This window comes from Hydrocarboniphaga sp., from assembly GCF_965279055.1.
In the GTDB taxonomy this organism is placed as follows: domain Bacteria; phylum Pseudomonadota; class Gammaproteobacteria; order Nevskiales; family Nevskiaceae; genus Hydrocarboniphaga.
Map to the genome: position 1 here is coordinate 318,701 of NZ_OZ257125.1, position 21,784 is coordinate 340,484.

18 protein-coding genes and 1 pseudogene are annotated in these 21,784 nt (G+C 66.2%); 15 read left to right on the plus strand and 4 right to left on the minus strand.

Annotation, left to right across the window (positions count from 1 at the left end; all coding sequences use genetic code 11):
• Positions 1 to 26: 26 nt before the first annotated feature.
• Complete coding sequence (locus ACQZF9_RS01535) at positions 27 to 1,592, minus strand: hybrid sensor histidine kinase/response regulator (protein ID WP_428311520.1); 1,566 nt, start codon at positions 1,590 to 1,592, stop codon at positions 27 to 29.
• A 52-nt stretch (positions 1,593 to 1,644) separates the two neighbouring features.
• Positions 1,645 to 3,126 (minus strand): ATPase domain-containing protein, encoded by a 1,482-nt coding sequence (locus tag ACQZF9_RS01540; protein ID WP_428311521.1) that lies wholly within the window; start codon positions 3,124 to 3,126, stop codon positions 1,645 to 1,647.
• A gap of 271 nt (positions 3,127 to 3,397) precedes the next feature.
• Between ACQZF9_RS01540 and ACQZF9_RS01545 the strand changes: the two are divergent.
• The 8 genes and pseudogenes from ACQZF9_RS01545 to ACQZF9_RS01580 form a co-directional block, all read left to right on the plus strand.
• A pseudogene (locus ACQZF9_RS01545) lies at positions 3,398 to 4,417 on the plus strand (acyl-CoA dehydrogenase family protein); the annotation flags it as partial.
• A gap of 165 nt (positions 4,418 to 4,582) precedes the next feature.
• Positions 4,583 to 5,713, plus strand: coding sequence for an acyl-CoA dehydrogenase family protein (locus ACQZF9_RS01550; protein WP_428313495.1), 1,131 nt, complete (start codon positions 4,583 to 4,585; stop codon positions 5,711 to 5,713).
• A 70-nt stretch (positions 5,714 to 5,783) separates the two neighbouring features.
• Positions 5,784 to 6,569 carry an SDR family oxidoreductase gene (locus tag ACQZF9_RS01555; RefSeq protein WP_428311522.1) on the plus strand — a complete coding sequence of 262 codons (786 nt, stop codon included), beginning with the start codon at positions 5,784 to 5,786 and terminating at the stop codon, positions 6,567 to 6,569.
• Positions 6,570 to 6,674: 105 nt separating this feature from the next.
• Positions 6,675 to 7,133, plus strand: a complete 459-nt coding sequence (locus tag ACQZF9_RS01560) for a MaoC family dehydratase (protein ID WP_428311523.1) — start codon at positions 6,675 to 6,677, stop codon at positions 7,131 to 7,133.
• A gap of 15 nt (positions 7,134 to 7,148) precedes the next feature.
• On the plus strand, positions 7,149 to 8,354 hold the full coding sequence (locus ACQZF9_RS01565; protein WP_428311524.1) for an acetyl-CoA C-acyltransferase: 1,206 nt from the start codon (positions 7,149 to 7,151) through the stop codon (positions 8,352 to 8,354).
• Positions 8,355 to 8,538: 184 nt separating this feature from the next.
• On the plus strand, positions 8,539 to 9,639 hold the full coding sequence (locus tag ACQZF9_RS01570) for a WD40/YVTN/BNR-like repeat-containing protein (RefSeq protein WP_428311525.1): 1,101 nt from the start codon (positions 8,539 to 8,541) through the stop codon (positions 9,637 to 9,639).
• Positions 9,636 to 12,065: an efflux RND transporter permease subunit gene (locus ACQZF9_RS01575; protein ID WP_428311526.1), complete on the plus strand. Its 2,430-nt coding sequence runs from the start codon at positions 9,636 to 9,638 to the stop codon at positions 12,063 to 12,065. Before ACQZF9_RS01570 ends, ACQZF9_RS01575 begins: the two co-directional genes overlap by 4 nt.
• 77 nt (positions 12,066 to 12,142) lie before the next feature.
• The gene (locus ACQZF9_RS01580; protein ID WP_428313496.1) at positions 12,143 to 12,445 is read left to right on the plus strand and encodes a DUF1653 domain-containing protein; all 303 of its coding nucleotides are present in this window, start codon (positions 12,143 to 12,145) and stop codon (positions 12,443 to 12,445) included.
• 95 nt (positions 12,446 to 12,540) lie between these two features.
• Here the strand turns inward: ACQZF9_RS01580 and ACQZF9_RS01585 are convergent, their stop codons facing one another.
• Together ACQZF9_RS01585 and rpoZ are read right to left on the minus strand one after the other, a co-directional pair.
• Positions 12,541 to 13,467 (minus strand): AraC family transcriptional regulator, encoded by a 927-nt coding sequence (locus ACQZF9_RS01585; RefSeq protein ID WP_428311527.1) that lies wholly within the window; start codon positions 13,465 to 13,467, stop codon positions 12,541 to 12,543.
• Positions 13,468 to 13,552: 85 nt separating this feature from the next.
• Complete coding sequence (rpoZ, locus tag ACQZF9_RS01590; protein ID WP_428311528.1) at positions 13,553 to 13,816, minus strand: DNA-directed RNA polymerase subunit omega; 264 nt, start codon at positions 13,814 to 13,816, stop codon at positions 13,553 to 13,555.
• Between the two features lie 167 nt (positions 13,817 to 13,983).
• Between rpoZ and ACQZF9_RS01595 the strand changes: the two genes are divergently transcribed.
• From ACQZF9_RS01595 to ACQZF9_RS01625, 7 genes are all read left to right on the plus strand, one after another.
• Positions 13,984 to 14,442: a DoxX family protein gene (locus ACQZF9_RS01595; RefSeq protein WP_428311529.1), complete on the plus strand. Its 459-nt coding sequence runs from the start codon at positions 13,984 to 13,986 to the stop codon at positions 14,440 to 14,442.
• 171 nt (positions 14,443 to 14,613) lie between these two features.
• A complete protein-coding gene (locus ACQZF9_RS01600) occupies positions 14,614 to 15,645 on the plus strand; it encodes an aromatic ring-hydroxylating oxygenase subunit alpha (protein ID WP_428311530.1) in 1,032 nt (343 codons plus the stop codon).
• A gap of 153 nt (positions 15,646 to 15,798) precedes the next feature.
• Positions 15,799 to 16,119, plus strand: a complete 321-nt coding sequence (locus ACQZF9_RS01605) for a 2Fe-2S iron-sulfur cluster-binding protein (protein ID WP_428311531.1) — start codon at positions 15,799 to 15,801, stop codon at positions 16,117 to 16,119.
• Positions 16,120 to 16,246: 127 nt separating this feature from the next.
• Positions 16,247 to 17,344, plus strand: a complete 1,098-nt coding sequence (locus tag ACQZF9_RS01610; protein ID WP_428311532.1) for an amidohydrolase family protein — start codon at positions 16,247 to 16,249, stop codon at positions 17,342 to 17,344.
• 144 nt (positions 17,345 to 17,488) lie between these two features.
• The gene (locus ACQZF9_RS01615) at positions 17,489 to 20,104 is read left to right on the plus strand and encodes a CaiB/BaiF CoA transferase family protein (protein ID WP_428311533.1); all 2,616 of its coding nucleotides are present in this window, start codon (positions 17,489 to 17,491) and stop codon (positions 20,102 to 20,104) included.
• Positions 20,105 to 20,171: 67 nt separating this feature from the next.
• A complete protein-coding gene (locus tag ACQZF9_RS01620; RefSeq protein ID WP_428311534.1) occupies positions 20,172 to 20,609 on the plus strand; it encodes a Zn-ribbon domain-containing OB-fold protein in 438 nt (145 codons plus the stop codon).
• The gene (locus ACQZF9_RS01625; RefSeq protein WP_428311535.1) at positions 20,606 to 21,781 is read left to right on the plus strand and encodes a thiolase C-terminal domain-containing protein; all 1,176 of its coding nucleotides are present in this window, start codon (positions 20,606 to 20,608) and stop codon (positions 21,779 to 21,781) included. The genes ACQZF9_RS01620 and ACQZF9_RS01625 overlap by 4 nt, the downstream gene beginning before the upstream one ends.
• The last annotated feature ends 3 nt before the right edge of the window (positions 21,782 to 21,784 follow it).

The window sequence follows — 21,784 nt, forward strand, 5'->3', positions numbered from 1 at the left end:
GAGCGGACCCTGTCCGCGACCCGCCGTCACAGCGACTCCAAAACGACCTTCAAGGCTTCCAGCCCGGCCGGCTTGACCAGATGCCGGTCGAAGCCGGCTTCGGCCGAGCGACGGCGGTCTTCCTGCTGGCCCCAGCCGGTCAGCGCGATCAACCTCAGGTCGGCGCAGTCGCCGCGTGCACGGACCCGGCGCGCGACCTCGAAGCCGTCGATGTCCGGCATGCCGATATCGACGAAGGCCACGTCCGGCTTGTAGTCCTGCAGTGCATCGAGCGCGGCCTGGCCGCCGTGGACCACGAGCACTTCCGCTCCGAGCACCTGCAGCACCATGCCGAGACTGTCGGCGGCGTCGGCATTGTCGTCGACCACCAGGATGCGATGCGGTGCGCGCACCTCGCTGCTCGGCGCGGCGGCCGCGGCGTCCACCGGTGACGGCGCCGCTGCGGCGACTGCCAGCTGCGGCAAGTGCAAGGTGAAGCAGCTGCCGCGGTTGGTGCCCTCACTGCTGGCGCTGACGCGGCCGCCGTGCATTTCGGCGAGGCTGCGCACCAGCGTCAGGCCGATACCGAGGCCGCCCTGCGAGCGGCTCGAGGTGTCGTGCACCTGGGTGAACATGTCGAATACGCGCGGCAGCATGTCGGGCGGAATGCCGACACCGCTGTCGCAGACCTGGATCACCACCTCGCGGTTGTCGGCACGGGCGATCACCTCGATCAGGCCGCCGGCATCGGTGTATTTGGCCGCGTTGTTGAGCAGGTTGGACAACACCTGCGCCAGGCGCACGCTGTCGCCTTCGACCTGCAGCGGCTGCGCCGGCAGCTTCACTTCCAGGCGATGGCCGGCACTTTCGATGATCGGCCGGCTGGTTTCGATCGCGCTGTTGATCAAGGTGGCGATCGACAGCGGCGCCAGCTGCAGCTCGATGTTGCCGCGGGTGATGCGCGAGATCTCCAGCAGGTCGTCGACCAGGCGCACCATGTGATTGACCTGGCGCTCCATCATCTGGTGCAGGTGGATGCCTTCGCCGTCGGCACTGACCTCGCCTCCGCCCAGGCGCAGCAGATGCAGCGCGTTGCGGATCGGCGCCAGCGGATTGCGCAGCTCGTGTGCCAGCGTCGCCAGGAATTCGTCCTTGCGCCGGTCGGCGTCGAGCAGCCGCTCCTCGCTGGCGCGCAGCGCTTCGGCGGAGCGCTGCAGCTCCAGCAGCTGATCGCGAACCTGATATTGGCGCGCCCGGGCGCGCAGTGCGGCGCGTGCCGCGCTGGTCAGCGCGGACATTCGCGTCGGCCGCTCCAGCAGCGTGACGTTGCCGAGCGTGTCCAGCGCCTGCGCGACCGCGGGCGAATCCGCGCCCTGGCGCGTCAGCACCAGCACCGGCAGATCCGACCAGGCCGGCTGCGCGCGCACCCAGGCGCCGAAGATCTGCAGGTTGCCGTCGCGGATCGCTTCCTCGGCGAGCAGCACGCCGGCGACGCCTACACTGCAGGCGAGGGACAGTTCGGTGAAATCCGCGCGAATCTCGCTGGCGATGCCGTGTTCGGCCAGCAGCTCGCGCATCAGCCGCGAATCGCGGCCGGTGGGCGCCAGGATCAACAGACGTCGGCTCAGCGCATCGTCGGCGCTGATATCAGCAGTGGGTGGCGTCTTATCCGGTAGCACCCTCGTCCTCGGGGACCGGTACGCCGGTCAGTACGCCGCGGAATTGGCGCAGCGGCTCGCCGACGTGGATGCCGGCGTGGTCCAGTGTGAATTCGCGAACGGTGCGTTCGTGCGGGCCGCCGCGCTGCTTGACCACCGAGATCGACTGGCGCACTTCGCCGCGGCTTTCGAAGTAGCGCATCAGGATCACCGTGTCGGCGAGATAGCTCGCGTCCACCGGCGCCTGCATCTGCGCGCCGATCAGGCCCTGGTGTGCGCCGATCAGGATCGTCGCCACGCCTTTCTGCCCCAGGTAGGTCAGCAGCTCGTGCAGCTGGATCGTCAGATAGTGTTCTTCCGGCATCGCATTCAGATAGCCGTTGAGGCTGTCGATGACGATCATGCTGGCGCCGCCTTCCTCGACGGCGTAGCGCAGCTGTTGCGCGAATTCGCCCGGCGACATCTCGGCCGGATCGATCTGCTGGATGGTGATGGCGCCGGCTGCGACGCTGGCGCGCAGGTCCAGGCCCAGGCCGGCCATGCGGCCCAGCAGCGTTTCGCTGCTCTCGTCGAAGATGAACAGCGCGGCCTTGTGGCCCGCATGCGCCGCGGTGCGGGCGAACTGCGCCGCGACCGAGGATTTGCCGGTACCCGGCGCGCCGACCAGCAGCGTGCTGGTGCCGCGATCGATGCCGCCGTTGAGCAGCGCGTCGATGCCCTCGATGCCGCTGGACATCTTGACGCGCGTCGAAGGCTGGCGATGTTCGGCGGCGGTCACGCGCGGAAACACTTCGAGGCCGCCGCGGCGGATCGCATAGTCGTGATAGCCGCCGCGATACCGCTTGCCGCGCATCTTGACCACGCGCAGCCGGCGCCGGTCGGCGCCGTATTCCGGGATCATCTGGTGCAGGCTGATCACGCCGTGGGCAATGCTCTGCACCTGCAGGTCGCGATCGGTCGCGGTCAGGTCGTCGAGCAGCAGCACGGTGCAGTTGCGCCCGGTGAAATACTGCTTCAACGCCAGGATCTGGCGTCGGTAGCGCAGCGAGTTGCCGATCAGCAGTCGCAGTTCGGACAGCGAGTCGAACACCACCCGCCGCGGTTTGAGCGTGTCGACATCGGCGAGGATCTTGGACGTGGTTTCGGTCAGCTCGATCTCGGACGGATGAAAGATCGTGTACTGCTCCTCGGGCTGCAGCGATTCTTCCTGCGGCAGCAGCTCGCGGATATGCACGCCGTCCAGCGACCAGCCGTGCGAGTCGGCCACCGAGCGCAGTTCTTCCAGGCTCTCGGACAGGCTGACGTAGAGCACCGGCTCCCCGGCGGCGACGCCGGCGAACAGGAACTGCATCGCCAGCGTGGTTTTGCCCGAGCCCGGCACGCCTTCGAGCAGGTACATGCGGTTCGGCGTGAAGCCGCCGCACAGGACATGGTCCAGGCCGTCGATGCCGCTGGCGGCGTCGATGCTGGAAAAGGGCTGTGAATCCATCGGGGACTCGGTCGCGCCGGCTGCTCTTGGCTAGGTCAAAGGAATGCCCGGCGAGCCGCGTTGACTCGCGGTCGCCGTATTGCGTTATTCGGTAGATCTCGACAATGAAGCATTTATCCCGGGCGGCGCTTGCCGGCTCCTTAACTGCCCTCACCGGGGCGTCGTCTCATCGGGTGAAGAGCCTGACCGGCGCGGGCCGAATAATGCGGATCATCCCCTTGGCCGCGTTGCCCCACCGCCCGTGAACCTGAGCCTCAGCGACGACCAGCAGATGATTCGCGACTCGGCCGAGAGCTTTCTCGCCGATGCCAGCGACAGCGCCGCCGTGCGCCGTGCGCTGGACAGTGCCAAGGGTTTCGACGAGCGCGTCTGGGCGCGCGTCGCCGGTGAACTCGGCTGGTGTGCGCTGGCGATTCCGGAAGCCCATGGCGGGCTGGGCCTGGGGCCGGTCGAACAGGCGCTGCTGATGGAAAGCGGCGGCCGGCATCTGCTGTGCGCGCCGTACTTCTCCAGCGCGGTGCTGGCGGCGAACCTGCTGATGCAGATTGCGGATGACGCGGCCTGCGAACGCCTGCTGCCGAAAATCGCCGAGGGCAGCCTGCGCGCGACCGCGCCGCTGCCGGCCGAGGTCGACTGGACCGCTGCCGCCCAGCGCGTGCGCGCCACGGCGCAGGGTGCGCAGTGGGTGCTCAGCGGTGAGGTCACCCGCATGCCGGACGCGGCCGGTGCCGACTCGCTGCTGCTGATCGCGGCGACCGCCGATGGCGTCGGCCTGTTCGTCGCCGACGCCCGGGCCGCCGGCATCGCGATCACGCCGCTGCAGACCTGGGACGGCACGCGACGGCTGGCGCGCGTCGAGCTGAGCCAGGCGAGGGCGCAGCGCATCGACGATGCCGCGCGCGCGCCTCAGGGCTTTCGCAAGGCCGCTGCGCTGGTTCGTCTGTATTTGGCTGCCGAAGCGCTCGGCGGCTCGCAGCAGTGCCTGGATCTGACGGTGCGCTACGTCGGCGAGCGCAAGCAGTTCGGCCGCGTCGTCGGCGGCTTCCAGGCGGTGAAGCATCGCTGCGCCGAGATGATGGTGAAGATCGAGGCGCTGCGTTCGGCCGTGGCCGGTGCGGCCGCATTGGCCGCCACCACCGATGACATCGAGGCGCTGGACGCCGAATGCGCCATGGCGCGGGCCCTGGCGATCGACACCTATTTTCACTGCGCCGGCGAGGCGATCCAGCTGCACGGCGGCGTCGGCTTCACCTGGGAATACGATCCGCAGCTGTACTTCAAGCGCGCTCAGGCGAGCGCCCATTGGCTGGGCACGGCGGAGGCGTTGCGCGAAAAGATCGCGACGCACCTGCTGTCCCCTCTCCCGCGTGCGGGAGAGGGTGGTCCGCAGGACCGGGAGAGGGCCTCTCAGGCGCAGCAAAGCGACGAGGCATTTCGCGTCGAAATCGCCGGCTGGATGCAAGCGCATCTGTGCGGCCGTTTCGCCGCGCTGAAACACCGCGGCGGCCCCGGCGACGAAGAAGCCGATCCGGCGCTGCGCAAGGACTGGGAGCGCGAGCTCGCTGCCGGCGGCTGGACCTGTGTCGGCTGGCCGAAGGAATACGGCGGCCGCGGCCTGTCGATCGCGCAGCAGGTGATTTTTCACGAGGAATACGCGCGTGCCGGCGGCCCCGGCCGCATGGGGCACATCGGCGAAGGCCTGGTCGGCCCGACCCTGATCCAGTTCGGCAGTGCGGCACAGCGCCAGCGCTTCCTGCCGCAGATCGTCGCCGGCCGCGAGTTCTGGGCGCAGGGCTATTCCGAGCCCAACGCCGGCTCCGACCTGGCCAACGTGCAGACGCGCTGCTGGCAGGCCGATGACGGTTCCTGGCGCGTGTCCGGACAAAAAATCTGGACCTCGCTGGCGCACGAATCCGAATGGATTTTCGTGCTCGCGCGCAGCGAGCCGGGCTCGCGCGGCAACAAGGGCCTGAGCTTTCTGCTGCTGCCGCTGAAGCAGCCCGGCATCCGGATACGGCCGATACGCCAGCTCGGCGGCGGCTCGGAATTCAACGAAGTGTTTTTCGACGAAGCGGTGGCCGACGCGGCGCACATCGTCGGCGCGCCGGGCGAGGGCTGGAAAGTCGCGATGGGCCTGCTCGAGGTCGAGCGCGGGGTGTCGACGCTGGGCCAGCAGATGCATTTCTCGCACGAGTTCGAACGCGTGGTGCAGGCGGCGCGCGCAGCCGGCCGCGTCGACGATGCGCTGCTGCGCCAGCGCCTGGCGGTCGCGTGGACCGGCCTGCGCGTGATGCGCTACAACGCGCTGCGCATGCTCGACGGCGGCAGCGACCTGAGCCTGCGCCGCGAGGCGCTGATCTACAAATACTGGTGGTCGAACTGGCATCGCGACCTCGGCAAGCTCGGTATGGACGTGCTCGGCGAAGCCGCCGACCTGGTCTCAGATGACGAGTCGGTGCGGCCGCTGCAGCAGCTGTTCTTCTTCTCGCGCGCCGACACGATTTACGGCGGTACCAACGAAATCCAGCTCAACCTGATCGCCGAGCGCGGATTGGGCCTGCCGCGTGAAGCGCGGCCGGCATCTTGAAGACCTTGGCGCCTTGTAGTCCCCTCTCCCGCGTGCGGGAGAGGGTGTCGCCAGCATCGGAGCTTGCTCAGTGAAACCCGCGCCCCAACCCAACGCCCCCTGCGGCCTGCTGCGCGACCGCAGCGTGCTGATCACCGCCGCCGCCGGTGGCGGCATCGGCTTTGCCACCGCGCAGCGCTGTCTTGCCGAAGGCGCGCGCGGCATCGTCGTCGCCGACATCCATCCGCGGCGTACCGAAGAAGCGGCGGCGAAGCTCAAAGCCGAGTTCCCGGATCGCATCGTGCTGGCGCATCTGGCCAACGTCACGGTCGAGGCCGACGTGCAGGCGCTGGTGGATTTCGCCGAAAGCGCACTCGGCGGCGTCGACGTGCTGATCAACAACGCCGGCCTCGGCGGCAGCAAGTTGCTGGTCGACATGAGCGACGAGGAATGGAACAAGGTCATCGACGTGACGCTGACCGGCACGATGCGGATGACGCGCGCGATGCTGCGCCGGATGCAGCCGCGCGGACGCGGCGCGATCGTCAACAACGCCTCGGTGCTGGGCTGGCGCGCGCAGAAGGAACAGGCGCATTACGCGGCGGCGAAAGCCGGCGTGATGGCGCTGACGCGCTGCGCCGGGCTGGAAGCGGCCGACTACGGCATCCGCATCAACGCGGTGTCGCCGTCGATCGTGTTTCACGATCATTTGCGCAAGACCTCGCCGGTGGAGTTGCTGGAGTCGCTGGCCAGCCGCGAGGCCTTCGGCCGTGCGGCCGAAGCCTGGGAGATCGCCAACGTGATCGTGTTTCTGGCCTCGGAGTACGCTTCGTATCTGGTCGGTGAGACGATATCGGCGTCGAGTCAGCGGGCGTAGAACAAGAACCTGTAGGAGCGGACCCTGTCCGCGACGGCGGCTATTCCGTCAGCGGCACAGTCGCGGACAGGGTCCGCTCCTACAAAAAGCATGGAGGAGTTTTTAATGACCAAACCCGTCTTCCACACCGCCGACGAAGTCCTTGCCGCGGTCGGCACACAGCTCGGTACCAGCGACTGGCTGACGATCACGCAGGATCGCGTGAACCGGTTCGCCGACGCCACCGACGATCATCAGTGGATCCACGTCGATACCGAGCGCGCCAGCGCCAGCGAGTTCGGCGGCACCATCGCGCATGGCTTTTTGAGCCTGTCGCTGGCGTCCAAGTTTTTGCCGGAGCTGGTCGAGATCAAGTTCAAGCATGGCCTGAACTACGGCATCGACAAGCTGCGTTTTCCGATGCCGGTCAAAGTCGGCAGCCGGATTCGCGGCGGCGGTGAAATCGTCGCCGCGGAAAAAACCAAGGATGGCGGCGTGCAGGCGACTTTGCGCGTGGTCATCGAGATCGAAAACCAGAGCAAGCCGGCCTGCGTGATCGACTGGCTCAATCGCTACTATTTTTGAATTAAGGGAACTCCCATGACCGAAGCCGTCATCGTCTCCGTCGCGCGTACGCCGATCGGCCGCGCCTACCGCGGTGCCTTCAACGACACCGAGGCGCCGGCGCTCGGCGGCCACGTGGTGCGCGCCGTCGTCGAGCGCGCGGGTGTCAACGCCGCCGAGGTCGACGACGTGATTCTCGGCTGCGCGGCGCAGCAGGGAACCCAGGGCTACAACCTTGGCCGCCTGTGCGGCGTCGCCGGCGGGCTGCCGAACACGGTGGCCGGCATGACGCTGGATCGTCAGTGCGGCTCGGGCATGCAGGCGATCGCGATCGCGGCGAAGAACATCATCGCCGGCGAGCAGAAAGTGGTGATCGCCGGCGGCCTCGAATCGATATCGCTGACGCAGAACGCCCACAAGAACAGCTATCGCTCGCAGTCCGAAGCGGTGCTGGCGCAGGACTCGACCGCGTACATCGCGATGATCGAAACCGCGGAGCTGGTGGCGCAGCGTTACGGCGTGTCCAGGCTCGCGCAGGACGAATATTCCTGGCAGAGCCAGCAGCGCACCGCGGCCGCGCAGCAGGCCGGACGCTTCAACGACGAGATCGTCGCATTGCCTTCGGTGAAGCAGCTCTACGACAAGGAGGGCAAGCCCACCGACAAGCAGAACGTGCTGCTGGAGAAGGACGAGGGCAATCGTCCGGAAACGACGCTGGAAAGCCTGACCGCGCTGAAGCCCGTTTGGAAGAACGGAGCTTGGGTCAAGGAAGGGCAGTTCATCACCGCCGGCAACGCCTCGCAGCTGTCCGACGGCGCCGCGGCGGTGCTGATGATGAGCGGCGACGACGCCAGGGCGCGCGGGCTCAAGCCGCTGGGCATTTATCGCGGCATCGCCGTCGCCGGCTGCCGCGCCGACGAAATGGGCATCGGCCCGGTGTTCGCGGTGCCCAAGCTGCTCGACCGGCATGGCCTGAAGGTCTCCGACATCGGCCTGTGGGAACTGAACGAGGCTTTCGCCAGCCAGGTGCTGTATTGCCGCGACAAGCTCGGCATCCCGCAGGCCAGGCTCAATGTCGACGGCGGCGCGATCAGCATCGGCCATCCCTTCGGCATGTCCGGCGCGCGCATGGTGATGCACGCGCTGATCGAGGGACGGCGTCGCGGCGAGCGCTATGTCGTCATCACGATGTGTATCGGCGGCGGCATGGGCGCGGCGGGGCTTTTCGAAATCCCGGCCTGAACCGTTCCCTCCCGTCGGCGTGCGGGGCGAGCAGACACGATTTTCGGGAGAGCATCGCCATAAATCTCCGCACCAGGCACTTTCACACGTATGGACGAGGTCGCCCCGGCGGGCAGCCGCCACGATAGGGCCATACAGGGAAACCGACGCAGATCGGCTGTCTTGAGAACGAGGAGATTCACCGATGGCCCGTACTGCCAACGTGTTGGTGCAGCCCCGTCAGCCGCAGGCGCGTGCGCGTGAGGCGGCGGCAGTCGCCGCGCCCGGCGCTCCCAGCCTGCTGAGCGGCTGGCCGGCGCTGCTGCTGGCGGTCATCGTCGCCGGCGCCGCGGTGTACTCGTTCTCGCATCGTCCGCTGCCGCCGTTCCCGCAGACCGTGACCAAGGCCGACGGCCTGCTGGTGACCGGCCTGGCCCAGTCCGGCGAACGCCGCATCGCGGTCGGCGAACTCGGCCGCATCCTGATCGCCGACGCCGCCAGCGGCCCCTGGCGCGAAGTCAAGGTCACGCCGCAGCGCGGTTCCACGTTCACCCGCGTGATCTTCACCGACGCCAATACCGCGATCGCGGTCGGCCACGACGGCTGGATCGTGCGCAGCACCGATCGCGGTGAAACCTGGCACGAGGTGGTGTTCGACCCGGAGCGCGGCGAAGCGGTGCTCGGCGTCGCCGGGCCGTTCGACGGCCGGCTCTATGCCTACGGCGCTTTCGGCCAGTTCCTGGTGTCGACCGACAATGGCCAGACCTGGCTGCACGAGAAGCACGGCGCGATCGGCGATCGCCATCTGGCCGCGATGGTGCAGGCGCAGGACGGCTCGCTGGTGATCGTCGGCGAAACCGGGCTGATGGCGCGCAGCGTCGATCAGGGCGCCAGCTGGACCAAGCTGCCCGAAGTCTACAAGGGCTCGTTCTACGGTCTGCAGCGCCTGCCCAGCGACACGCTGCTGGCCTTCGGCATGCGTGGCAATGCGTATCTGAGCGACGACAACGGCCAGCACTGGACGCGCAGCAACGTGCCCGGCGGCCTGTCGCTGTACGACTCGATGATCGATCACGACGGCCATGTGGTGCTGGTCGGCGAAAACAGCAGCGTCTTCCGCTCCACCGACAACGGCCGCACCTTCAGCATGCTGTTGGAGGGCGATCGCAAGCGTTATGCGACGGTGCTGCCGGTCAGCAATGGCAGTGGCTGGCTGGTTGCCGGCGAAGCCGGCATCGCCCTGCGCAAAGCGCCTGGCGAGCTCGCCGCGGCCGATGCCAATACCGCGAAGGACGTGCAGCGATGAGTGCTGCAGCCGGCGGCCTGATCGATCGTTTCACCGAAAGAACCGTCAACCGATTCGCCGATCTGCTGATCGGCCTGCGCAAGCTGTGGTCGGTCGTATTCATCGCGATGACCCTGTTTTTCGGCTACAGCGCGACGCATGTGCAGCTCGACCCGGGCTTCCTGAAACTGATCCCGGTGCAGCATGAATACATGCGCACGATGATGCAGTACATGAAGGATTTTTCCGGCGCCAACACACTGCTGGTGAACCTGCGCTGGAAAGGCGAAGGCGACATCTACAACCCGGAATTCATGAAGGCGATGCAGGAGGCCACCGACGAGGTGTTCTTCATCCCCGGCATCAATCGCACCAAGGTCTCGTCGATCTTCACGCCGAACACGATCTACATCGAAATCACCGAAGAAGGTTTCAACGGCGAGCCGGTGGTGCCGGCGCGCTTTTCGGCGACGCCCGAAGAGCTGGCGAGAGTGCGGCATAACGTCGGCCTGTCCGGGCAGATCGGCCTGATCGTCGCCAACGACGGCAAGAGCGCGCTGATCCGCGCCGACCTGCAAGACTTCGACCCGAACGCGCCGGTTGACAAGCAGCGCGTCGACTACTGGGAAGTGCAGAAAAAACTCGAGGAGATCCGCCACAAGTTCGAGAAGGGCAACGTCGAGGTCAACATCATCGGCTTCGCGCGCCTGCTCGGCGACGTGATCTACGGCCTGATCGGTGTGTTCGCGTTCTTCGGCCTGGCGTTCGCGATCACCGTCGCCTTGCTCTACTGGTATACGCGCTCGGTGAAGATGACGGTGACCGCGGTGATCGTCGCGTTGCTGCCGGTGCTGTGGCTGATCGGCATCCTGCCGCTGATCGGCTTCGGCATCGACCCGATGTCGATCCTGGTGCCGTTCCTGATCTTCTCGATCGGCGTCAGCCACGCGGTGCAGATGACCAACGCCTGGCGCCAGGAGGTCTGCGCCGGCGCCAGCTCCGTGGATGCCTCGCATGCCGCGTTCCGCAAGCTGTTCGTGCCCGGCGCGGTTGCGCTGCTGACCAATGCGCTGGGCTTCGCGGTGATCATGTTCATCGACATCCCGATCGTGCACGAGCTCGGCATCACGGCTTGTCTGGGCGTGCTGCTGATGATCATCACCAACAAGATGATCCTGCCGATCATCCTGACGCATGTGACGCTCGAGCAGTCGAGCTGGAAAAAATCAACGCGCAGCGATTCGCCGCGGATGGCGAAGGTCTGGCGCGGCATCGCGCGTTGCGCCGATCCGCAGTATTCGCTGTGGGTGTTCGGCGCCTGCCTGGTATTGCTCGCGGTCAGCGCGGTGGTGTCGCGCGGCCTGGTCATCGGCGACACCGGCCGCGGCGCGCCGGAGCTGCGCGCGGATTCGCGCTATAACTACGACGACCGGGTGATCAACAACAGCTACAACATCGGCACCGACGTGCTGACGGTGATCGTCGAGGCGCCGGACTTCCAGGGCGATTCCTGCCTGCAGTACCCGGTGATCAACCTGGTCGACCGCTTCGAGCTGTTCCTGCACGGCGTCGCCGGCGTGCAGTCGGTGACCAGCGCGGCCGGTATCGGCAAGCTGGTGATCAGCTCGTTCAACGAAGGCAATCCGCGCATGCGCGCGCTGCCGCGTTCCGAAGTCGGCCTGTCCACCGGATCGAAGGGCTTCGATCCGAATCTCGGCATCAACAACGAGGGCTGCCGCGCGATCCAGGTGATGATCTTCATGAAGAATCACGAGGGCGCGACGATCGCGCACGTGATTTCGGAGATCAAGCGCTTCATCGCGCAGAATCCGACCCAGGGCGTGAAGCTGCGCCTGGCCTCCGGCAACGTCGGCGTGATGGCCGCGACCAACGAGGCGGTGTCGGCGGCGGAAGTGCGCATGCTGCTGGCGATCTTCGGCGCCCTGACCTTCCTGTGCCTGATCACGTTCCGCAGCTGGCGCGCGGTGCTGTGCGTGATCGTGCCGCTGACCATCGTCTCGATCTTCTGCAACGCGCTGATGGCCTGGCTCGGCATCGGACTCAAGGTCGCGACCCTGCCGGTGATTGCGCTCGGTGTCGGCGTCGGCGTCGACTACGGCATTTACCTGTTCGAGCGCATCCAGCATCACATGCGCGACGAGGGCACGAGCTTCTGCGCGGCGTTCGAGAGCGCGATGCGCGAAAGAGGAAGTGCTGCTGTTTTCACCGCGATCACGATGGCGGTCGCGGTCGGCACCTGGACCCTGTCGGCGCTGAAGTTCCAGGCGGACATGGGCCTGCTGCTGTCCTTCATGTTCCTGGTCAACATGCTCGGCGCGATCTGTCTGCTGCCGGCGATGGGTTCCTGGCTGTTCCGCGCCAGTGGCGGAGGCCGTCAGCCGGCCGCGCCGGGCGTGACGCCGCCGGTGGCTGCGCCGCGCCCCTGATGCCTAGAATGCGGTGAACCCCGTTCACCGCAGACACCATGGCCGACTTCGACGACGACACCGATCTGCTCGAGCAGATGGTTAACGACTTCCAGCCCGGCCTGTACCAGCACTACAAGGGCCCGCAATACCTGGCCCTGTGCCTGGCGCGCGAGGACGAGACCGACGAAGTCGTCGTGGTCTACACCCGGCTCTACGCGCGCCCCGGCCTGCCGACCAGTACGCGCAGGCTGAGGGTGTGGAACGAGGAGGTCGAATACCAGGGCCGCGTCGTGCCGCGCTTTGCCTACTGCGGGCATGTGACCGAGGCGGTGGACGAGGAAGGCCGGCCGGGTGTCGCGCGCAAGGGCCTGCTGGGTTGGGTGAAGGAGAACCTGTAACGCGCCTGCCGATTCTGTAGGAGCGGATCCTATCCGCGACTGTGCTCGTCAAGGTCTCAGTCGCGGATAGGATCCGCTCCTACAGGTGCAGCGGATCAGCTGCCGCCGCCTTCCTCGTCCCGCCCGGCCCGCACCTTGCCCGGCCCCTCGCCATCGACGCGCTTGAAGAAGCGCCGGAACGCGGCCTCGCTCTTGTAGCCCATCATCTCGGCGATCGCGGCCACCGAGAAGCGGCGGTTCTTCAGCAGCCGGCGCGCCTCGGTCGCGCGCCAGTTGGCCAGGTACTGGATCGGCGGCAGGCCGACGGTCTGGGTGAACAGCTCGGCGAACGCGGTGCGCGACATGCCGGCGACCTGGGCCATGCCCTGTATCGTCCACTCCTCGCCGGGCCGCTCGTGCACCGCCGCCAGCGCCTTGGACAGGCGCACGTCGGTCAGCGCCGCCAGCAGGCCGCGCGGCTCGCCGGCGCTGCGCACGTATTCGCAGACGGCCATCGTGAACAGCGAATCGGCGAGCTTGTTCTGCACCATCTGCCGGCCCCAGCGCCGGTCGGTGCTGGTGGCAGCCAGCATGTCGGCGAGCTGGCGGAAGGCGTCGCTGCTGACGCTGGCGCGGACGATGAAGCAGGGCGGCAGCGCACTGAAGATCGGGTTGCGCGTGCCCATGATGAATTCGAGCTCGCCGCACAGCATCGAGGTGGGGCTGTCGTCGTGCGCGGCCGGAAGATGCGGATCGCGGCTGGCCGACAGCGAATGCCGCGCGCCGGTCGGGAACACGATCAGGTCGCCGCGACGCAGCTGCTCGGGTGCCGGCAGCGCGCTGCCGCTGACCCAGCAGTCGCCGTCGGTGACCAGGTGGAACTGGCCGAAACGCGTCGCCGGCTCCTGCTCGAACCAGGTGCCGCAGTAGCGCACGTTGGCGGTGATCTCGACGCGCAGCTGGTAGGAACTCAGCACCGCCTCGAGCACGCTGTCGACGGAATGCGAGTTGCCGGCTTCGGCGATCGGGTTGGAATGCTCCATGGGCGGCATCCTAGAGCTTTGCCACCCGGGCGACCATGTCACATCGTGATCCGACTTGTGCCCGGGCGTCCGGACACAGCCCCGCTCAGATCTCGAAAGCGAGTTCCGGCAGATTCAGGTCGGCCTGGGAGCTGCGCACCGGCGGCAGGTCGGCCTCGGCCATCACGCTGCGATCGACGTGACCGGCGGCGATTTCCTTCAGCGAAATCACCGTCGATTTGTGGTCTTCCCAGGGCACGTGCGGCATCGCGCCGCGGGCCAGCTGACGCGCACGCTTGGCGGCGACCTGGCATAGCTCGAACTGGTTGGGAATGATGTGCAGGCAATCTTCGATGGTCACACGTGCCATGGGAGTTTCCGTAGTAGCCGCAGGAGCACGGGGACTACCACTATAGGCGCATCGTCCCGATCGCGTTTTCTGCCAGGCCGGACGGACGGGCATATCGCGGGAACGGCAGGCCGTAGCCTCGTCGGCGCGCGCGAACCAACATGCTCCCATTGCAATGGAGCCTGCCGATGAAATCCGCACCGTCACCGCTGGTCACGATGTACCGCTCGCTGGTCGATCTGGCCGAGCGCCTTGTCTGGCTCGCGCCGCTGCTGATCCGCATCGTGTTCGGCTATTTCTGGCTCGAGACCGGCTGGGCCAAGCTGCACAACCTGGACGGCGCGATCCAGCGCTTCGGCAACTGGGGACTACCGGTGCCGGAATTCACGGCGCCGTTCAGTGCGGGCGCCGAATTCGTCTTCGGCATTTCGATGATCGTCGGCCTGGCGTTCCGCGTGACGATGGTCGGCTCGATCATCAACATGCTCGTCGCGCTGGTGGTGGTCGTTCTGCCCACCATCGGCACACTGGACGAGTTCGTCGAACTCGACGAGGTGCTGTACGTGCTCGTGTTTTTCTGGCTGCTGCTGGTCGGGCCGGGGAAAATCAGCCTGGACTATCTGATCGACAAAAAATTGCGCGGCTGAATCGCTGACCGGTAGGAGCGGACCCTGTCCGCGACTGAGGCCATCCGGAGCACGGTCGCGGACAGGGTCCGCTCCTACCGTCGTATGTGTCTTCGCTTATTTCGTCCGTTCGCAGCAGGCGCGCCGCGCGCGCTGGCCATTTACTAGGCTCCTCACCGAGGAAGCCGACACATGACCAGCAACCCGCCGCTCAAAGCCGAAATCAATCTCCAGCAGCTGCTCGAAGCCAAGTCGCTCGAACGCTGTCCCTTCCCGATCCCGACCGGCTGGTTCTTCGTCGATTACTCCGAGAACCTGAAAACCGGCGAAGTGCGCAACGTCACGCTGTTCGACCAGGAGTGGGTGCTGTTCCGCGGCGAGAGCGGCAAGGTCGGCATGACCGACCCCTACTGCCCGCACCTGGGCGCGCACATGGGCCATGGCGGCAGCGTCTGCGGCGATCATCTGCGTTGCCCGTTCCATCACTGGGAATACGACACCAGCGGCTGGTGCAAGAACATTCCCTACGGCAAGGTGCCGCCGCCGATCACCAAGAAGCAGGCGATCCTGCGCGCGCTGCCGGTGCAGGAGCGCTATGGCCTGATCTGGGCCTGGTTCCACCCGGCCTGCGAGGAGCCGAGCTGGGAACTGCCGGCGATCCCGGCCATGGAAGAGCCGGGCTGGACCGGTTCGCGCCGCGGCAGCTGGACCGCCAATACCGCGATCCAGGAAATCGCCGAAAACGGCGTCGACACCGCGCACCTGAAGTTCCTGCACGGCGCGGCCGGCATTCCGCCGGTGGCCTGCGAGTTCGACGGCCACATCATGAGCTTCAGCATCGGCGGCACCTACATCGTCGCCAAGGCTTACGGCCCCGGACTCAACGTGCTCGAGTTCACCCAGGAAGGCTCGGCCGCGACGATGATCTCGTACACGCAGCCGGTCACCGTCGACAAGAGCCAGATGAACATGAGCTTCCGGCATCGCGACTTCCCCGAGGGCAGCAAGGAGCAGCTGGTCGCGCGCAAGATCATCGACCACATGATCGGTGCCGCCGAAGGCGAAACCAGCGCCGGTTTCGAGAGCGTCGACTTCGTCATCTGGAACCACAAGAAGTACCGGCCCAAGCCGCTGCTCTGCGACGGCGACGGCCCGGTGCTGCAGTTCCGCAAATGGTTCAAGCAGTTCTACGTCGCCGACCCGAAGATTCTGGAAAAGGTCTGAGCTATGGAACCCCTCTCCCGCGTGCGGGAGAGGGGCTGGGGAGAGGGCGCCTTTGATGTTGCTTCATGCCAGGCCAACGCCGCTCTCCCGGCGCATTCGCGCCACCCTCTCCCGAACGCGGGAGAGGGGGAATCGTTCATTCGGATTTTAAAAATGGCGGTAGTGCAGGTCACCACACGTGACGGGACCCAGCTGCAGATCAAGGCGCAGCCTTTGATTCCACTGATGGAGTTCCTGCGCGACGGCAGCGCCGGTGTCGAAGGCATCTGCGGCGGCGAACTCAGCTGCGGCACCTGCCACATCTACATCGACCGGGGCGGCGAGTCGCTGCAGCCGCGCAGCGACGACGAGCAGGCGATGCTCGAGGCGATAGGCGAGTTCGTCGAGGTGCGGCCGACGTCGCGGCTCAGCTGCCAGGTGTTCGTCGACGAGACGATGAGCGATCTGGCCGTGAGCGTGGGCCCGGTGGCCTGAGGCCGGGAATTTCGGGAACCATCATCCGTTTGAGGCAGGCAAGCCCTGCAGGCGCTGGGTAAGTTCGACTCACGAATCGCATCACGGCCATCGGCGGCAAGACCGAGCCCGTCAGGAGAACCGAAACATGAGCCTCGCCGCAAAAGAAAAGCTGGTATCCGCCGACAGCCACGTCTATTTCACCAACGACTGGGTCAAGGATCGCCTGCGCAAGGATCTGCACGCCGTCTGGGACGGCGCACAGCAAAAGGCCGAGCAGTACGCGGCGAAAGTGCTGCGCGGCGGTCAGCCGCAGCTGCATCTGGAAGACTTCGTCGATCCGTCCGCGTCGCAGGACCCGGGCTACAAGACGCCCGAAGGCAAGATCGCCTCGATGGACCGCGACGGCGTGCATGCCGAGGTGATCTTCCCCGAACTCGGCGGTGCGCGCGTCTGCAACGAAGCGCTGATGGGCAGCCACTGGAAGGAAGTGTTCGCCGGTTACAACCAGGGCATGGCGGACTTCGCCAGCCACGACCCGGATCGCCTGCTGTGCGCGTACCAGCTGCCGCTGGCCGACGTCGATTTCGCGGTCAAGGAAGTCGAACGCCTGGCCAAGAACTACAAGGCGCGCTGCGTGCAGATCACGCCGTTCCCGGCGGATTCCGGACTGCCGGACGTGCACGACGCGCGCTACAACAAGCTCTGGGCGACGATCCAGGACGCCGGCCTGACGATCATGAATCACCTCGAGATGAAGACCGAGGGCTGGGACATTTTCCGCCGCGATCCGACGCCGCAGAAAGGCATTTTCACCGCGCTGCCGTGGGCGCCGCTGGCCGAGTCGATGTGCTTCTGGATCCTGACCGGCACGCTCGAACGCTTCCCGAAGCTGCGCGTGATCATGGTCGAGCCCGGCCTCGGCTGGCTGCCGTGGTTTTTCGAAGCCGTGCTGGATCCGCGCATGGGTCTGCACTACGAATTCCCCGGCATGAAGATGAAGCCCTCGGATTATTTCCGCCGGCAGATGGGCGCCACCTTCATGTACGAGCCGATCGGGCTCAAGGCCTTTTACGAGTATTTCGGCGCCGACTGCGCGTACTGGTCGACCGACTTCCCGCATCCGGCGACCTGCTGGCCGAACTCGCAGGCACAGGTGGTCAGCCAGTGTCGCGAAGCGGGGATCAACGACGCGGACCGCAAGAAGATCGTCAGCGAGAACGCGCTGAAGGCGTTCGCGCTGTAGTGCAGGGAAAGAAACCCCTCTCCCTCCGGGAGAGGGGCAGGGGTGAGGGCCTCGCAGCTTGGCGCTGACTCGAACGCCCTCATCCGCCCCTTCGGGGCACCTTCTCCCGAGGGGAGAAGGGAACAAGACGAACAGGTGGATTGCATGGCCGGCGTACTCGACTCACTCAAAGTCCTCGACCTCAGCTCCGGCATCGCCGGGCCGATGACGACGATGCTGCTGGCCGACAACGGCGCCAGCGTCACCAAGATCGAACCGCCCGGCGGCGATCCGGCGCGCACCCAGAGCGGCCCGCAGCAACTCGGCTATCACGTCTGGCAGCGTGGCAAGCGCAGTGCGTTTCTCGATCTGCACAACGATGCCGATAAAAAAATCTTTCTGGCGCTGGCGCAGACCGCCGACATCGTCGTCGAGTCTTTCGCGCCGGGTGAGGCGGCGAAACTCGGCGTCGATTACGCGAGCCTGTCGCGGCTCAACCCGCGCCTGATCGTCTGCTCGATCACCGGCTACGGCCGCGACAACGAACACTCGGCGCGGCCGGCGGTCGATGCGCTGGTACAGGCGCGCACCGGCCTGATGTTCGAGCAGCGCGGCTGGGCCGAAGGCGCGCTGAATCACATGAACGGCGAGCCCGATCCGTTCCCGGATCTGGAAATTCCGCAGGACTGGGTGCAGGGCGCGCCGCGTCCCGGGCCGCTGTTCGTGGCGTCGCAGTGGCCCAGTCTTGGTGCGTTCTTCAACGCCAGCCTCGGCATCAGCGCGGCGCTGCGCGCGCGTGAAATCACTGGCCGCGGCCAGTGGGTCGAGACCTCGCTGCTGCAAGGTGCGCTCGCTGGCGCGGCCGGTGTCTGGCAGCGCGCCGAGAAAATCGACGCGCCGGGTTTCGACACCTGGATTCTCGGCAACCGCTCGCCCAAGGGCCATTTCCAGGCCAAGGACGGGCATTGGCTGCACAACTGGGTGCCGAACCCGCGCTTCATCATGCAGGCCGCGGCCGGCGACACGCTCAACGCCTCGCCCGACCTGACCGTGCAGAACGATCCGGATCGTTTCGGCACCGGCCCCGAAGAAATCCTGGTGATGTCGCACTACCAGCCGATACTCGCCGAAGCCATCGCCAAGTTCCCGGTCAAGGACTGGGTCGAGGCCGCAGTGACCGCCGAGATGACGATGCAGCCGGTGCGCAGCATCGAGGAATCGCTGGCCGATCCGGCGTTTCTGGAAGATGGCTGCGTGACCGAGACGGTCGATCCGCAGCTCGGCACGATCCGCACGGTCGGCAACGCTTACAACATGAGTCTCACGCAAGGTAAACCGGGCGCCCCGCCGGTGAAGCCGGGTGCCAATACCGAGGAAGTGAAGATGGAGGCGGCTGCGATTATTGCGGACGCAACCCTCTCCCCCCGCTCCGCGGGACCCTCTCCCGCACGCGGGAGAGGGGAAGCTAATTTGTCCCCTCTCCCGCGTGCGGGAGAGGGTGGTCCGACAGGACCGGGAGAGGGCGGCGCGCAGCGCCGTGCGCCCTTGGAAGGCATCGTCGTGCTCGACCTCGGCCTCGCCATCGCCGGCCCCTTCGGCACGCAGTTGCTCAGCGATCTCGGCGCCACCGTGATCAAGGTCAACGGCCTGTTCGATCTGTTCTGGCACCGCGTGCACATCGCCTACATGGCCAACCGCGGCAAGAAGAGCATCACGCTGAACCTGAAAGATCCGCGCGCGATGAAAGTGCTGCTGGACCTGGTGGCCAAGGCCGACATCGTCCAGCACAACATGCGCTACGACGCGGCCGAGCGGCTGAAAATCGATTACGAATCGTTGAAGCAGATCAACCCGAAGCTGATCTACTGCCACACGCGCGGCTTCGAGCGCGGCGCGCGCGCCGGCCTGCCGGGCAACGATCAGACCGGTGCCTGCCTCAGCGGCATCCAGTTCGAGGACGGCGGCATGGGCCGCGGCGAAGGCGGCCGGCCGCTGTGGAGCTTCACCAGCTTCGGCGACACCGGCAATGGATTTCTGTCGGCGACGGCGATGGTGCAGGCGCTGTATCACCGCGATCGCACCGGTGAGGGACAGTTCGTCGATACCTCGATCATCAATGCGGCGCTGCTCAACACCAGCTACGCGGTGGCGACGCCGCAAGGCAAGGGCTTCGAGCGTCCGCGGATCGACGGCCAGCAAGTGGGTTTTTCGGCCGGCCATCGCATCTACGAAACCGGGACCGGCTGGCTGTGCCTGGCGCTGAGCAGCGATCAGCATTGGGCGAGTCTGCAAGCGACGCTCGGGCTGTCCGCCGATGTGCGCAAGCAAGGCGACGAGTCATTGGCGAAAATCATCGGCGAAAAACTGAAAACCGACAGCGCGGCGCACTGGTTTGCCAAGCTCGATGCGGCCGGCGTGCCGGTCGAGATCGTCGACGAAGAGTTCTCGCGCAAGCTGCACGACAACGCGGATTTCAAAAAGAATCAGTGGACCGTGTCCTACCCGCATCCGGTGGTCGGCAAGCTCGACCAGATCGGCCTGCTGTTCTCGCTGTCGGACACGCCGGGCGTGATTCAGGGCCGGCCGCTGCTGGTCGGCGAGCACACCAGGGAAATCCTCAGCGGCATGGGCTACAGCGACGAGCAGATCAACACCCTGGAAGAACAGATGGCGATCGGCTTCGTCGGCATGCCGCGCATGCCACCGCGGCCGGCGCCGGGTGCGGCTGCGGCGCCGAAGCAGGGCATGGCCAGCATGCTGGAGAAGGAAGCGAAGAAGTAGCCCGGGTGAAACCCGGGGCCGCGCGATCCCGGGTTTCACCCGGGCTACAACACCATCAGGACACATTGTGACCGAACCCACCGAAGCACCCGCCGCACCCAAACCGACGCGCATTGCGCCCATCGTCACCACCGACGCGAAGTCGTTCTGGGACGCGGCCGATCGCGAAGAATTCGTCGGCCAGAAATGCGGCGACTGCAACCAATTCACGTTTCCGCCCAGGCCGATGTGCCCGCATTGCCACAGCCTCAATCGCGTCGAGGTGCCGCTGTCGGGCTATGGCACGGTGCATTCGTGGACGATTCCGCGGCATCCGCATCCCTTCGGTTTCAAGGAGGCGCCGATCGTCGCGGTGATCCAGCTCGACGAGGGCATCCGCTTCGTCTCCAACGTCGTCGGCGTCGCACCCGAAGACGTGAAGATGGATATGAAAGTCGAAGTCATGTTCGAGCCGACGATGGGGAAACATAAAGTGCCGGTGTTCAAACCGCGGGGTTCCAAATGAGCCGCAGCTTCAAGGAGGCCGCGATCGCCGGCATCGGCGCCACCGAGTTCTCGAAAGAATCCGGCCGCAGCGAGCTGCAACTTGCGGCGGAATGCTCGCTGGCCGCCTGTGAAGACGCCGGCGTCGATCCGCGCGACATCGACGGCATGATCACCTTCACCATCGACAACAGCGACGAGATCAACCTCGCGCGCTGCCTCGGCGTGAAGGATCTGGCCTACACCGCGCGCATTCCCGGCGGCGGCGCCGCGGCGGCGGCGACGATCTACCAGGCGATGGCGATGGTCAATGCCGGCGTCTGCAACAACGTGCTGGTCTGGCGCGCGATGAACGAGCGCAGCCAGTATCGCTTCGGCCAGAATCCGACGCAGGGACAAATGGGCTATTCGGCCGGCAACGGCACTGGATCGCTGCTGTGGTGCGTGCCCTTCGGCGCGATGACGCCGGCGAGCTGGGGCGCGCTGCAGACCAGCCGCTACATGCACACCTACGGCGTCAGCAATCGCGATCTCGGTTATCTGGCCGTGCAGCAGCGGCTGTATGCCTCGACCAATCCGAAAGCCTGGTTCTACGGCAAGCCGATCACCTTGGAAGATCACCAGAACAGCAAGTGGATTCAGGAGCCCTGGCTGCGCCTGCTCGACTGCTGCCAGGAGAGCGACGGCGGCCAGGCGCTGCTGATCACCAGCCTGGAACGTGCGCGCGATCTGCGCCAGAAGCCGGTGAAAATCACCGGGGCCTGCCAGTCGATTCCGTACGACGTCGAGGTGATCTCGAACTACTACCACGATGATCTGACGATCATGCCCGAGGCCTGGGGTGTGGCGAAGCGGCTGTATGCGCAGACCGGCATGAAGCCCGGCGACATGCAGGCGGCGATGCTGTACGAGGCTTTCAGTCCGCATGCGCTGATGCAGCTGGAAGCCTTCGGCTTCTGCGGCAAGGGCGAGGCCAAGGACTTCATCAAGAGCGGCGAAATCGCGATCGACGGCTCGCTGCCGATCAACACGCATGGCGGCCTGTTGGGCGAGGCCTACATCCACGGCATGAACAGCATGGCCGAAGGCGTGCGCCAGGTGCGCGGCACCTCGGTGAATCAGGTAACGCGGCGCAAGGTCGAGAACGTGCTGGTGTCGTCGGGAATGGCCGGCGCGATCCTGTCCGCGGTTTGATCG